The organism is Parasphingorhabdus sp. NYA22 (assembly GCF_976973735.1).
Genome location: NZ_OZ333477.1, coordinates 3,446,336 through 3,460,806 on the forward strand (window position 1 = coordinate 3,446,336; position 14,471 = coordinate 3,460,806).

The 14,471-nt window shown below is 59.0% G+C and carries 11 protein-coding genes; 10 read left to right on the plus strand and 1 reads right to left on the minus strand.

Going from position 1 to position 14,471, the window contains the following annotated elements:
- The first annotated feature begins 145 nt into the window (after positions 1-145).
- Genes ACWFTY_RS16395 through eda form a run of 7 tightly spaced genes read left to right on the plus strand, consistent with a single transcriptional unit; the run spans position 146 to position 9,560 of the window.
- Positions 146-2,716, plus strand: a complete 2,571-nt coding sequence (locus ACWFTY_RS16395; RefSeq protein WP_447525247.1) for a glycoside hydrolase family 3 protein — start codon at positions 146-148, stop codon at positions 2,714-2,716.
- A gap of 39 nt (positions 2,717-2,755) precedes the next feature.
- Entirely contained in the window at positions 2,756-4,054 is a 1,299-nt protein-coding gene (locus ACWFTY_RS16400; protein WP_447525248.1) for a sugar MFS transporter, read from the plus strand.
- A gap of 57 nt (positions 4,055-4,111) precedes the next feature.
- On the plus strand, positions 4,112-5,575 hold the full coding sequence (zwf, locus tag ACWFTY_RS16405; RefSeq protein ID WP_447525249.1) for a glucose-6-phosphate dehydrogenase: 1,464 nt from the start codon (positions 4,112-4,114) through the stop codon (positions 5,573-5,575).
- Entirely contained in the window at positions 5,568-6,203 is a 636-nt protein-coding gene (locus ACWFTY_RS16410; RefSeq protein WP_447525250.1) for a 6-phosphogluconolactonase, read from the plus strand. The genes zwf and ACWFTY_RS16410 overlap by 8 nt, the downstream gene beginning before the upstream one ends.
- Positions 6,200-8,020 carry a phosphogluconate dehydratase gene (gene edd / locus ACWFTY_RS16415; protein ID WP_447525251.1) on the plus strand — a complete coding sequence of 607 codons (1,821 nt, stop codon included), beginning with the start codon at positions 6,200-6,202 and terminating at the stop codon, positions 8,018-8,020. The genes ACWFTY_RS16410 and edd overlap by 4 nt, the downstream gene beginning before the upstream one ends.
- 2 nt (positions 8,021-8,022) lie before the next feature.
- On the plus strand, positions 8,023-8,994 hold the full coding sequence (gene glk / locus ACWFTY_RS16420; RefSeq protein ID WP_447525252.1) for a glucokinase: 972 nt from the start codon (positions 8,023-8,025) through the stop codon (positions 8,992-8,994).
- The gene (eda, locus tag ACWFTY_RS16425; RefSeq protein WP_447525253.1) at positions 8,991-9,560 is read left to right on the plus strand and encodes a bifunctional 4-hydroxy-2-oxoglutarate aldolase/2-dehydro-3-deoxy-phosphogluconate aldolase; all 570 of its coding nucleotides are present in this window, start codon (positions 8,991-8,993) and stop codon (positions 9,558-9,560) included. The genes glk and eda overlap by 4 nt, the downstream gene beginning before the upstream one ends.
- A 73-nt stretch (positions 9,561-9,633) precedes the next feature.
- Here the strand turns inward: eda and ACWFTY_RS16430 are convergent, their stop codons facing one another.
- Positions 9,634-10,824: an acyl-CoA dehydrogenase family protein gene (locus tag ACWFTY_RS16430; RefSeq protein WP_447525254.1), complete on the minus strand. Its 1,191-nt coding sequence runs from the start codon at positions 10,822-10,824 to the stop codon at positions 9,634-9,636.
- A gap of 467 nt (positions 10,825-11,291) precedes the next feature.
- Here ACWFTY_RS16430 and ACWFTY_RS16435 point away from each other — a divergent pair, with 467 nt between their 5' ends.
- The 3 genes from ACWFTY_RS16435 to ACWFTY_RS16445 all read left to right on the plus strand — a co-directional run bounded on the left by ACWFTY_RS16435 (position 11,292) and on the right by ACWFTY_RS16445 (position 14,331).
- Entirely contained in the window at positions 11,292-12,053 is a 762-nt protein-coding gene (locus ACWFTY_RS16435) for an NRDE family protein (RefSeq protein WP_447525255.1), read from the plus strand.
- A gap of 80 nt (positions 12,054-12,133) precedes the next feature.
- Positions 12,134-13,645, plus strand: coding sequence for a sensor histidine kinase (locus tag ACWFTY_RS16440; RefSeq protein ID WP_447525256.1), 1,512 nt, complete (start codon positions 12,134-12,136; stop codon positions 13,643-13,645).
- On the plus strand, positions 13,642-14,331 hold the full coding sequence (locus ACWFTY_RS16445) for a response regulator transcription factor (protein ID WP_447525257.1): 690 nt from the start codon (positions 13,642-13,644) through the stop codon (positions 14,329-14,331). Before ACWFTY_RS16440 ends, ACWFTY_RS16445 begins: the two co-directional genes overlap by 4 nt.
- The last annotated feature ends 140 nt before the right edge of the window (positions 14,332-14,471 follow it).

Below are 14,471 nucleotides of genomic sequence, written 5' to 3' on the forward strand. Positions count from 1 at the left end.
CCAGTTGCGCCAATGGACTCAGATAAGTCCATCTCGCATATTGATCTGCAAGAAATTGATAACGCTGTCAACGCAAAAATGACAAGGTTGTCAAATTTTATTGATAACGTTGTCAAAAATATGTATTGGCCGGTTGGAAGACTACTTGAAGGTAGCACAAACCTTGTGGGAGGATATGGAATTGACCTTGAATGCGCGCCACAGAATCGCCAGTTCGTTGCTGGCCCTGACGATAACCGCGGCTTGTGCCAGCACGCACCCGCCGGCAGATAATATAGCGGGAACGCCGGATGATTCATCGGCAACAGTCCACCCCGAAATCTGGCCGCAGGCGGATTGGCCCTATGCCAAAGACGCCGCCATCGAGACTCGCATCGAATCAATCATCACGCGGATGACGGTCGAAGAAAAAGTCGGCCAGGTCATCCAGGCCGATATCGCCAGCGTAACGCCGGAAGAGGCGAAACGTTATCATCTCGGTTCGATCCTGAATGGCGGCAATTCCGCACCGGGCGGCGATGAATTTGCGCCGGCGGAGAAATGGCTCGCGCTAGCAGATGCCTTTTATGACGCCTCCGTCGACTCTAGCGGTGGCCGTACGGCTATCCCTATCATCTGGGGCACGGATGCGGTTCACGGCCACAGCAATATTGTCGGAGCGACTCTCTTCCCGCATAATGTCGGCCTCGGCGCGATGCGCGATCCGGCATTATTGGAACGAATCGCCGAGGCAACGGCACTGGAATTGCGGTCCACCGGAATGGAATGGACCTTTGCGCCGACTATCACCGTGCCGCAAGACGGCCGCTGGGGCCGCGCCTATGAGGGCTATTCCCAGGACCCGGCGCTGGTAGCCAGCTATGTCGGGCGTTTTATCAAGGGCCTGCAGGGCGCGCCGAGCGACGAGCCCATTTTGAATGGCCCCCATGTATTGGCCAGCACCAAACATTTTCTCGCCGACGGAGGCACTTTTGAGGGCCGCGACCAGGGCGACGCGCGAATCAGTGAGATAGAATTGCGGGATGTCCACGGCACGCCTTATATTCCGGCGATCAACGCCGGCGTGCAGACCATCATGGCCAGCTTTTCCAGCTGGAACGGCCAGAAAATCACCGGCCATAAAGGCCTGCTGACCGATGTCCTCAAACAGCGCATGCGCTTTGGCGGTTTCGTTGTCAGCGACTGGAACGCCCACGGCCAGATACAAGGATGCACCAATGCCAGCTGCCCGCAGGCGATCAACGCCGGGCTCGACATGTATATGGCCCCGGATACGTGGAAGCCTCTCTATCATAGCCTGGTAAAGCAGGCGAAAGACGGCACCGTGCCGATGGATCGGCTCGATGATGCTGTCGCCAATATATTGCGGGTCAAGATCCGCGCCGGACTGTTTGAAGCCGGACGCCCGTCGAGTCGCCCCTATTCCGGACGCTATGAGTTACTGGGCAGCGCGGATCATCGCGCGCTGGCACGGGAAGCGGTGCGCAAGTCGCTGGTTTTGATCAAGAATAATGACCAGATTCTGCCGCTTAGCCCGAAGAGCCACATTCTGGTCGCGGGGGATGGCGCCGATGATATCGGTCGCGCTTCTGGAGGCTGGACGCTGACCTGGCAAGGGACCGGCATTACCAATGACAAATTCCCCGGCGCGACGTCGATCTGGCAAGGCATCAACGACGCAGTCACAGCAGCAGGTGGCACTGCCAGCCATGCACCCGATGGCAGTTTTACCGAAAGGCCAGATGCGGCAATCGTGCTATTTGGCGAAACGCCTTATGCCGAATTCCAGGGGGATCTCAAAACGCTGCAGCTCAAGTCCGAATTGCAGGGCCCGCTGGCGACAATGCGCAAATTGAAAGCCCAGGGCATTCCGGTCGTTGCAGTCTTTGTTACCGGGCGGCCCTTGTGGACAAACCCGGAGATTAACGCGTCCGATGCCTTTGTTACCGCTTGGCTCCCCGGCTCCGAAGGTGGCGGCGTCGCCGACATGCTGTTCCGCGACAAGGACGGCAAGCTGGCCCATGAATTTCAGGGAAAGCTGGGGTTCACCTGGCCGATGACCGCCGACGCTCTTGGTCCACGCCTGTTCGATCTGGGCTATGGCCTGACCACGGATGCTGATTCCAATTTGCCGCTCTTGCCGGAAAGCTCGGGCGTCGCGGCGCAGGAAACCAGCCCCGGATTATTCTTCGACAAGGGGCTGCCCACCGCATCCTGGTCGCTCGTAGTCTCTGATGGCCAGTCTGACCGGACGCGCGTCACCACGACACCGGTAGAGGCCGTCCAGGGACGGGTAAAGGTCCGCGCAGTCGACCATCTGACGCAGGAAGGGGCCCGGCAATTCACATCGGACGGCAGCGGCCCTGCCCTCATCGAGCTGGTGACTCACGCGCCGATCGATATCAGCCGTGAAACCAATGGCGACGTGCTGTTGCTGGTGACAATGCGCTATGACGAAAAAGCGAGTGCGCCGATCAAATTCTCGATGCGATGCGGCCCCGGTTGCGGCGGCGAGATCGCGCCGGGCGGCCTGAACGCGCTCAATGTCGGCGAATGGCAGACTGTGGGCGTATCGCTCAAATGCTTCGCCAATGCGGGGGCCGATGTCAGCAAGCTGAATGCACCCTTCCAGATTTCCACCACCGGTTCGGTCAAGTTCAGCTTGTCCCGGGTTGCGATGGGCACAGTGGCCGACACGATATTGGACTGCGAATAATATAACCAACAAAAATAAAAGACAGGCAGGAGAGAGAAAATGACAGTTCAGGCAACAAGCGCGCAAAGCGCCGGGCCACCCGATGGTTCAAAGCTGGAAACGCGCGGCGTCCTGATATTGGTGGTGGCAATTTTCTTCCTGTTCGGCGGAATAACCAATCTGAACGATGTCCTGATTCCAAAGCTGAAAGGCCTGTTCTCGCTCAACTACGCGCAGGCGATGCTCGTGCAGTTCGCCTTTTTCACCAGCTACGCCATTTTCTCCATTCCCGCTGGTCTGGTGATGAAGCGGCTTGGCTATTTTCGCGGTATCGTTCTGGGCTTTGGCATCATGGCGGTATCCTGCCTGTTGTTTCTACCGGCCGCTTATTCCGGTCTGTTTGGATCCTTTCTCGTCGCCTTGTTCATGCTCGGCGGCGGTATCACCCTGCTGCAAGTCGCGGTCAATCCGCTCATCCTCTCGCTGGGCAGCCCGGATACCGCGCATAGTCGCCTGACCTTTGCCCAGTTCTTCAATTCGGTCGGTGTGTTCCTGATGGTGCGTTTCGGGGCCGAAATCATCCTCGGCGAGACGTCGAAGACTGATGGTTCTACGCTGACCGGAGAAGCCCTGAAAGCCTATCGCGTCGCGGAGACCACAGTGATCGGCCACAGCTATATCGGCCTAGCAATCGTCCTCGCCTTGATCGCCGTTCTTTTCTGGTTCGCCCGCAATTTCATCCAGCGCCATGAAGTCGAAGAAGTGAAGATGACGGGCAGCTTCGCCCTGCTTCGCAACAACGCGCGACTGCGTTTCGGGGTCGTCTGTATCTTCCTTTATGTCGGCGCGGAAGTCGCAATCGCCAGCATCATGATCAACTATCTCGGAGACGCGAGAACGCTCTCACTCGATCCCCGATCTGCGGGCATCATGCTGTCCTATTACTGGCTGGGCGCTTTGATCGGACGCCTGATGGGCGGTTTTCTGCTCCGGCTGACCAAGCCGGGTCTGTTGCTCGCGCTTTTTGCGGCAGCGGCAATATTGCTCAACCTGACATCGGCATTATCGAGCGGTGAATTGGCGGCTTATTCGTTGATCGCGGTTGGCCTGGCCAATTCGATCATGTTCCCGACGATTTTCAGCCTGGCGACAGAGGGACTGGATGCCGAAGCGCCGCAAGCGTCGGGGCTGCTCTGCACCGCGATTGTCGGCGGCGCCTTCATACCGCTGTTGACGGGTGTGGTCGCTGATTTTGGCGGCTTGGCGGTGGCGCTGATTGTTCCCATCATGTGTTACGCAGTAATCGCCTCCTATGGGCTTTATGCCGCTCGGAAACAGGAGTTGCGTATTTCGCAATAGGCATTTTCGTCCGTAAATCCCATAACGCTGACAACATTTGATATCCGGGAAAAAATTGTGACCCAGGCTGCAGAAAATAACGGAATATCATCCCGATTGCTGCTGTTCGGCGCGACCGGCGATCTGGCGAAGCGCATGCTTCTGCCTTCGCTGTTCGCGCTGCACGAGGACGGCCTGATCGCAGCGGACCTGCGGATAGTCGGAACGGCTCGCAGCAGCATGTCGGATGAGGAATATCGGGAACTGGCGGCCCAAGCCCTGGCAGAATATCTGCCGGAAGATCGCAAGGGCAATGGTCAGCTCGAATCTTTTCTGGCGCGCCTGTCCTATCAACCGCTGGACGCTTCGAAGACCGCCGGATTTGACAAGCTGGCGGATAAATTGGGTGATATCGCGGGCGGGTTGTCCATTTTCCTTTCCACCGCTCCCTCCCTGTTCGAGGCGACCATTGCCGGACTCAAAGCCGCCGGACTCACCGGAGAAAATGTCCGCATTGGTCTGGAAAAGCCGCTCGGCAATGATCTTGCATCGTCGGGAACGATAAACGATGCCGTCGCCAGTGCCTTTTCCGAACAGCAGACTTTCCGGATCGACCATTATCTCGGCAAGGAAACGGTGCAAAATCTGATGGCGTTGCGCTTTGCCAATATGTTGTTCGAGCCATTGTGGAACTCAAACGGCATTGATCATGTCGAGATTACCGTCTCGGAAACGGTCGGTCTCGAGGGGCGTCATGGTTTTTACGACGATACCGGAGCGCTGCGCGATATGGTGCAGAACCATATGCTGCAGTTGCTGGCGCTTACCGCAATGGAGGCGCCCGCCAATCTCGACGCGACATCCATTCGGGACGAGAAAGTGAAGGTGCTGCGCAGCCTGCGCGCTGTGACAGCGGAAGAAATGGTCCGCGGCCAATATGCCGAGGGCGCGGTCAAAGGCGGGGCTGTAAGCGGCTATGCCGAGGATTTTGGTGGCAGATCCGACACCGAGACCTTCGTTGCGATCAAGGCGCATATCGACAACTGGCGCTGGCAGGGCGTGCCATTCTACCTGCGCACCGGCAAACGCCTGTCCGAGCGCCGCAGCGAGATCGTGATCCAGTTCAAATCCGTCCCGCATAATATTTTTGCAGAGCGCGGCGGCAAGCTCAATGCCAATCGTCTGGTCATAAGGTTGCAACCGGAGGAATATGTGCGATTGCAGGTTATGGCCAAGGAACCCGGTCTGGACCGGGACGGTGTTGTTCTGCGCGAAGTACCGCTCGACCTGTCGCTATCGCAGGCTTTCTCGAAGACGCGCAAGCGCATCGCCTATGAACGCTTGCTGCTCGATCTGATCGACGGCGATCCAACGTTGTTCGTCCGCCGCGACGAGGTGGAAGCGCAGTGGCGCTGGGTCGACGCCATCCGCGAAACATGGAATAAAAATGCCATGACGCCAAAATCATATGGCGCGGGAAGCTGGGGGCCATCGGCCGCCATTGCCTTGACCGAACGCGACGGGGTGAGCTGGCATGAGTGAGACACAAAATACCGTCGCCCCGATTTGCTGGGCCGCAAAAGCCGATGTCGAATCGATAGCGGACCATGTCGGTGCGACCATCAAGCGACCCGGCAATCACTGGCTCGCGGTTCCCGGCGGCAAGACGCCGCTGCCGATTTTCGAGATATTGTCCAGGCGCACCCTGCCCTGGGGCATGGTCTCGCTGATGCTGACCGACGACCGGATTGTTCCGCAAAACCACCCGGCGAGCAATCAGGGCAAGCTGGAAGCGGCATTCGATGCGACGCCCGCCCATGTAGCAAAACTGGAAGTAGGCTCGTGCCTGCCTCTGTTTGATCTGGTCTGGCTGGGCATGGGCGCGGATGGCCATATCGCCTCGCTGTTTCCCAATATGGAACCCAATGCAGCAGGCACACCCGCTATCATCCGTGCGCGCCCCAACCCGCTGCCACCCGAAGCGCCGTTTGAGCGTCTGTCGCTTAATCTGGCGGCTCTGACCCAGGCGAAGGAAATCATGCTCGTGGTGCGGGGCTGCGACAAGAAGCGGGTGCTCGACGAAGCAATTGCCGGAGAGAATGACCTGCCGATCGCCAGACTTTTTGCCGCTGCCCGCTGCCCGATTAATATTTTCTGGAGCCGAACATGAGCCTTCATCCTGTCGTCGAGAAAGTCACCGCGCGGATCGTCGCGCGTTCGGCATCCGCCCGGAAGGCCTATCTCGACCTGATCGACCGCGCCCGCGACGAGGGCGTGCACCGTCCCACCATGTCCTGCGGCAATCTCGCCCATGGTTTTGCCGCCAGCGGCGACGACAAAAGCACCATTCGGTCGGGCAAGGCGATGAATATCGGCATCGTCACCGCCTATAATGACATGCTGTCGGCGCATCAGCCCTATGGTCGCTACCCCGAGCAGATCAAGATTTTCGCTCGCGAAGCTGGCGCAACCGCACAGGTCGCCGGCGGTGTGCCCGCCATGTGCGACGGGGTCACGCAGGGGCAGGACAGCATGGAACTGTCCCTGTTCAGCCGCGACGTGATCGCGATGAGCACTGCGGTCGCCTTGTCCCACGGCATGTTCGAAGGCGCGCTCCTACTCGGCATTTGCGACAAGATCGTACCCGGCCTGCTGATCGGCGCGCTGCGCTTCGGACATCTGCCAACCATCCTGATCCCCGCCGGCCCGATGCCATCGGGTCTCGCCAACAAGGAAAAGGTTCGCGTGCGCCAGCTGTTTGCCCAGGGCAAGGTCGGCCGGGAAGAATTGCTCGAAGCGGAGAGCGCCAGTTATCACGGCGCGGGCACCTGCACCTTCTTCGGCACCGCCAACAGCAACCAGATGATGATGGAGATGATGGGCCTGCATATGCCGGGCAGCTCGTTCGTCAATCCGGGCACCAAGCTTCGTCAGGAGCTGACCCGCGCTGCGACACATCAGTTGACGCACAATGGCTGGGCTGGCGACAATTACCGTCCTCTGGGCCATTGTATCGATGAAAAGGCGATTGTGAACGCCATTGTCGGCCTGCTCGCCACTGGCGGCTCGACCAATCATGTGATCCATCTCCCCGCCATTGCCCGCTCTGCCGGAATCCTGATCGACTGGGATGATATGGACGAACTGTCCGCAGCCGTGCCGCTAATCGCCAGCGTCTATCCCAATGGCTCGGGCGATGTGAATCATTTCACCGCAGCGGGCGGCATGCCTTATGTGATCCGCGAGCTGATTGATGCTGGCCTCGCCCATTATGATATTAAGACCGTTTACGGACTCTCGCTGTCCGACGGCGCGAAGCAGCCGGTCATGAACGATGATCAACTGGCATTTGTTGACGCGCTGGAACAATCCGCCGACGACACCATCCTGCGCCCGGTCAACAATCCCTTTCAGCCCGACGGCGGCATGAAGCTGCTGCAAGGCAATCTCGGGCGCGCCACCATGAAGGTCAGCGCGGTTGATCCGGCACGCTGGACGATCGAAGCGCCAGCCCGCATCTTCCATGATCAAAATGACGTGGTTACCGCATTCAAGGCGGGGGAGTTGGACCGAGACGTCATCGTCGTCGTCCGCTTTCAGGGACCGGCCGCCAACGGCATGCCGGAACTGCACAAGCTCACCGCGCCGCTCGGGGTGCTCCAGGACAAGGGTTTCAAAGTCGCCTTTGTCACCGATGGGCGGATGTCGGGGGCGAGCGGCAAGATACCCTCTGCTATCCATATTTCACCCGAAGCCTTTCACGGCGGGCCATTGGGGAAACTCAAAGACGGTGATATCGTCCGCGTCTGCGCGGCGAACGGCGAACTCACCGCCCTGGTCGATCCCGCAGAGTGGGAGGCCCGCGAACAGGCTACGGCACCGCCACCAGCAATGGGAACCGGCCGTGAACTGTTCGCAATGATGCGCCACCACAGCGACCCGGCCGAAAAAGGCGGCTCGGCGATGCTGGCCGAGGCGGGGCTGTAAAAATGACCGAGATTGTCGTAGCCGATATTGGCGGCACGCATGCCCGCTTTGCCATCGCGGAAATCGAGAACGGCGCGATTGTATCGCTGTCGCCGCCGACAACCTTGACCACCGCCGACCATCCGAGCTTCCAGATTGCCTGGGAAATATTCGGCGAAACTCTCGGCCGTGCGCTCCCCGGAGCCGCCGCTATCGCCATCGCCGCTCCGATCAATGACGAACTGATCAACCTGACCAACAATCCATGGATCATCCGCCCGCCCCAGATCCGGGAAAAGCTGGCCGTCGACCGCTATACGCTGGTCAATGATTTCGCTGCTGTCGCCCATGCCGTAGCCTTGGTCGGCCCCGACGAGTTCATGCATATCGCCGGACCGGAGGTGCCGCTGGCGCAATCCGGCGTAATCAGTGTGATCGGTCCCGGCACGGGTCTGGGTGTGGCGGCGCTGGTCTGCAAGGATGCCGAGACTCAAGTTCTGGCGACCGAAGCCGGCCATTGCGATTTTGCCCCGCGCGATGCTGTCGAAGACCGCATCCTCCAGACCCTGCGCGCCAAACATGGCCGCGTGTCGGTCGAGCGCATCGTGTCCGGGCCGGGACTGCGCACCATATTCGAAGTGCTGTCAGAAATGGAAAACCGGCCGATGCCCGCCGGCGACGACAAGCTGCTATGGAAACTGGCATTGGAGGGTCACGACAGTATCGCCATCGCCGCTCTCGACCGCTTCTTTCTGGCGCTGGGTTCTGTCGCCGGCGATATCGCGCTGGCCCATGGCGCGAGCGCGGTCGTGCTGGCCGGTGGTCTTGGTCTCAGACTGACGGATCATGTCGCCGCTTCCGGCTTTGCCGACCGTTTCACCTCCAAGGGCCGCTATCGCGGGTTGATGGAAAGCCTGCCGGTCAAACTGATCACCCATCCCGAACCCGGCCTGCTCGGCGCAGCAGCCGCCTTCATACAGGAACATGGCGCATGACGGACCAGATCAAGCCGATCGAACAGCTGATGCGCCGTGCCACGGTCATTCCGGTGCTGGTGATCGACGATCTTGCGCACGCGAGGCCATTGGCCGAAGCGCTGGTGGCCAGCGGCTATCCGGTTCTGGAAGTGACATTGCGGACGCATTGCGCGCTCGACGTCATCGCCGGAATGCGCAAGGTCGCCGGTGCCATCGTCGGAGCTGGAACCGTCACGAATCCGGATGAGCTTGCCGCTGCCATCGACGCAGGGGCCGAGTTCATTGTCTCCCCGGGCCTGACCGATCGGCTCGGCCAAGCCGCGATTGCCGCCGATATCCCGTTCCTGCCCGGCATCGCCACCGCTGGCGACATCATGCGCGGCCTGGACCTCGGCCTGACCCATTTCAAATTTTTCCCGGCAGAAGCATCGGGCGGGATAGCGGCGTTAAAGGCCCTGAGCGGACCGTTCGGGCAATGTCTGTTCTGCCCGACCGGCGGGATTAGCGAAGCGACCGCTCCCCAATGGCTGGCGATGGAGAATGTCCTCTGCGTTGGCGGGAGCTGGGTGGTGCCTTCCCTATAGACAGGGCAATGTCCACCCGCCGCTCAAGACCGTTTCCACCAGCGTGGCGGAGGCCGCAACCCGGCCTTCCCGGCTAGAGCCCCAACACCCGTTTGGCGATAATGTTCCGCTGGATTTCGTTGGTGCCGCCATAGATGCTTTGCGCGCGAGTGCCGAAATAATTGGCGACGCCGGGCGCAGCGAAGGCGGCATCGCCGGTCCACTCGGGGCTGACGCTGTCTTCGAATTTGCGATTGCCATGCTCGGCCGCGGCTTCCAGAAACAGGGTCGTGATATCCTGCGCCAGATCGGTCGCCATGATCTTCAGGATCGAGGCCTCGTCGCCCGGCGTCCCGCCATCCCGGACCGCTGTCAGCACTCTGAGCACGGTGATTTCCAGCGCATCCAGCCGCGTTTCCGCCTCGCACAATCGACCCGCGAAAAAGCTGTCGTCGATGAGCCGCTGATTGCCCCCAGTGGAGATTTGTGATGCGATAGCGCGGATATCGGCCAACTGCTTTCGCTTGCCGCCGATGCGCGCATAAGAGGTCCGTTCGTTGCCGAGCAGATATTGCGAATAGGACCAGCCCTTGCCCTCCTCGCCAATGCGGTTGGTAACCGGAACCCGGACATCGACAAAATCGCACTGGCTGAGATAATATTTGCCGTCGATGGTGATAATCGGCTTCACGGTAACGCCGGGCTGATCCAGCTTGCAACAGATGAAGGTGATGCCCATCTGCTTTTTGGCTTCGCGCGAGGTGCGGGTCAGCAGGAAGATCCAGTCCGCATGCTGCGCCGCCGAGGTCCAGATTTTCGTGCCGTTGAGAATATATTCGTCGCCGTCCCGCACTGCGGAAAATTGCAGCGAAGCGAGATCGGAGCCCGCTTCGGGTTCGCTATAGCCCTGCGCCCAGCCCACCGAACCGTCGCGAAGGCCGGGCAGCCACTGCGCCTTTTGTTCGTCGGATCCAAAAGTATAAACCACCGGACCGACATAGATGACGCCCATCGGCGTCACCGTCGGCGCTCCGGCCTTCTCCAACTCTTCGTCAAAAATATATTGTTCTTCGATCGACCAGCCGGGACCACCATATTCTTCTGGCCAGGCACTTGCCAGCCAGCTCCGCTCGCCCAGGGCCATTTCTGCGCGGCGCACCTCCGCCGTGGTCAGGCTCGCGCCGGAAGCCGTCTTTGCCAATATGTCCTGCGGATAGTCCTTTTGAAAATAGGTCCGGATCTTTTCGCGAAAGGACTGCAGTTCAGGGTCGTGGCCTAGTTTCATGGTTGCGCGCTCTTTCCTCTGGTGCCGTGGTTCGGATTTCAATGGCGATGACTGTGCACTAATCTGGCGAAAAGTGAACTGCCGCTGTGATTCAAAATTTGCGAAAAATTATACCGCGGCGTGCGAGTCCGGTACACAAATGATGGTGGTAGCCCATTCATTTCAGCCAAGAACCTGCCCCTTTCCTACAGCCTCCCGACTGTGATAAAAGGATGATATGATCACAACGCAACCTGCTTTATCTTGCACGGCTGCGCGACGGCGGCGCGCTTTCCGGCCCCTGCAGCCCTGCTCCATCCGAAGGCAGGCCGCCAACCCGACGCCAGAATAGCCCCTGCCTGCGGCCAAAGCTATTTCCGCTTTAGGGGGTGTGACCCGTGTGACCCTGAATATTATCTTTTGGGAAAAAAGGAGACTGATCCGGACAATATATTCGCAAAAAAGCCCGCCTTTGCTATTGCCGCCCGATGTGTATCATTTCCCTCGCGTGGCAGGCCCATCCCCACTGGAAACTTGTCGCGATCGGCAACCGCGACGAGATGCACGACCGCCCCGCCGAGCCGCTCGCTCGCTGGAAAAACCACGATCACCTGTTAGCCGGACGAGACGCTCAAGCCGGCGGCACCTGGCTGGGTGCATCAGAACAGGGCCGCTTTGCCGTGGTCACCAATCTCAGCGGCTATGGAGCGCCGGACAGAAGTCTCGCATCCCGAGGCGATCTGTTGAAAGATTTTTTGGTGGGTGATGGTCGTTATTCCGATCTTGAGGCAGTGCCGCTTTCGGACTTCAACCCGTTCAACCTGATCACCGTCGAGAATGATAAAGCCGTGGTCCATTCTAACCGACCAGATTCCGTCAGCAGGCGTCTTGAGCCCGGGATTCATGGCCTCTCCAACGGGTCCCTGGAAAATCCCTGGGCGAAGGCCAGGCATCTCAATGCGGCTTTGGAAGCCTGGCTACAGAACAGTGCAGAGGAGCCTGCGGCGTTGCTCGATCTTTTGACCAACAGATCAACATATCCGCTGGCAACCGGTGCGGCAGGTCAGGCGCCCATGCAGCTGGAGCCAGCCAGTTCCGGGATATTCATCCAGAACCCGGTCTACGGAACGCGCTGCAGCACGATTGTGGCTATTGATCATGCGGGCAATGGGTCGATGCTGGAGCGCCGCTTTGATGACTCCGCCAAAGTAACCGGGGAAGACCGCCTGTCTTTTTCCTGGCCGGGCTAAAATCTGCTGGAGGCCGGCATAGAAAATCCGTGCATGCCGCTTTCCGGAATTTCCGCTATGCCGCCCGAATGGACCTGCCGATGCTGAAAAACATGTCGACAATATTGGAACGACTGTCTTCGGACAGCTCGCGCAGCTATGTCTCGCTCTTCGTCGGGCTGGCGGTCTTTGTCGCCGGGACCCTGGCCACCTATGTCGCGCAAAGCGCTGACCGGCCGGTCAGCGCCGCACTGATCTATGTGTCCGCCGTGACCATTATCGGCGCGGTAAACGGCCTGCGTGGCGGACTACTGGCCGGCATTGGTGCCTCCTTCTTCTACAACTTCTTTTTCAGCGAACCTTTGCTCGATTTCGGCGTCACCACTTCCGACGAATATATCCCGCTGCTGGCCTTCAACCTGAGTGCTCTCTTGTCCGGCGCGCTGGCCGGTCGGATCAACGACAGGGCGCGCGCCGCCGAGATTGCCCAGCAGAAAATCAACCAGCTGCTCGATATCAGCAATCAACTGCAAACCGCCGTGCATCTCGAGGATATTGACCGGGCCATCGTCCAGACCGGCATATTCGATTCATCAGAAGAGTTTGAGATGTACGCCATCAGCGATGAGGACTGGATAGCAGTCGAGTGCAAAAAGCGATGGTTGGCGGAGGCCCAGCAGGCCGTCGGACAAGGTGAATCTCAGCAAATCCAGGATCAGAAAATTGCCTATCTGCTGTCATCATCCCAGCGCCGCGTTGGTGTGTTGATCTGTACCCGGGATGCGCAAAAATCCAAGCGGCTGAGCAAGATCGATTTTGACGCGGTGCTCAATTTGCTGAGCATGGCGATCGACCGCTTTGCCCTGCTCCACCAGAAATCCGAAGCGGAGGCGATGCGCCGGTCCGAGGAATTCAAGACCGCGCTGCTGTCCTCCATATCCCACGACATGCGCACCCCGCTCGCGGCAATCTCCGCATCCGCATCAAGCCTTGCCTCTTATGGCGACACGCTGCCGGAATCTTCGCGCATGGAAATGCTGACGATCATTCAGGATCAGTGCGAGAGGCTGAACCGCTATACGACCAACCTGCTCAATCTGGGCCGGCTGCAAGCCGGCATATCGCCCGACCAGCTGGAGAGCCTCGATCTGGTGGAAATGCTGGGGTCGGCGGTCAATACCGTGAAAATGCATCACAGCGGGCGAGAGATCATCAAAAGCCTGCCCTTTGATGACTGCACGGTGCGCGCCAATCCGGTGATGCTGGAACAGCTATTCTACAATATTCTGGAAAATGCGATCCAATATAGTCCCGAAAGCGCGCCGGTCCTGATCACCGGGCACAAGCAGGATGGACGGGTCGAGATTGCCATATCGGATCAGGGGTTCGGTATTCCGGCTTCCGAACTGAACCGGGTGTTCGACCGCTTTTATCGCTCGGCGGAAAATATACGCAAGGAAGGCCACGGCCTTGGCCTGTCCATCGCATCCGGCTTCGCCCAGGCTTTCGGGGGCGATATATCCGCGCACAGCCCGCTGGAAATGGGCAAGGGAACTAAAATAACCGTCAGGCTTCCGGCGTCCGCCTCCCCCTCAGAAAGCAATGGCAAATGAACGTGAAAATATTGCTGGTCGATGACGAGACCGCCCTCATCCGTTCGCTGCAGCCGGTATTGATCGCGCAAGGCTATGGCGTCGATTCAGCCGGGACGGCCGCAGAAGCACTGAAAAAAGCGAAAGAGACGGTGTTTGATATCATCCTGCTCGACCTCGGACTACCCGATGCCGACGGCAAGGAAATCATCGCGAAGCTGCTTGATCTCAACGCCCTGTCGATCCTGATCCTGTCTGCCCGTCATCAGGAGGCGGAGAAGGTCGCCGCGCTGGATCAGGGCGCCGATGATTTCATCAACAAGCCATTTAATATCGAAGAGTTGTTGGCGCGAATCCGGGCGGCGGTTCGGCGACGGAAGAATGAGGCGGTCAAAAGCCAGGAGTTTGAATCGCGTCATTTGCGGATCGACTTTCTCAAGCGGAAGGTCTTCCTGATGGGCGACGAAATCAAATTCTCGCCCAAGGAATTCGATCTGCTGGAAACGCTGGCGCGCCATGCGGGACAGGTTGTGACCCATCGCCAGCTGCTGCTGGCAGGATGGAATGATCCCACCGTCGATACCCAATATTTGCGCAGCTATATGGCGCTGATCCGCCAGAAGCTGGAATATGATTCATCGCAGCCGGAATATCTGCTGACCGAACCGGGCGTTGGCTATCGACTGGATATTGATTTCGAACATTGAAGGTTGGATGACGCGGGCTTCGTCGGGGTGAGCGGGTGCCCGCGCCATCACAGAGGGCTTCTTTTGGTTCATGATGTCCCTAATGGGGACGGTCCGGTTTTACATCGATCATGATGCTGCTGTTACAATGGATTTTATAT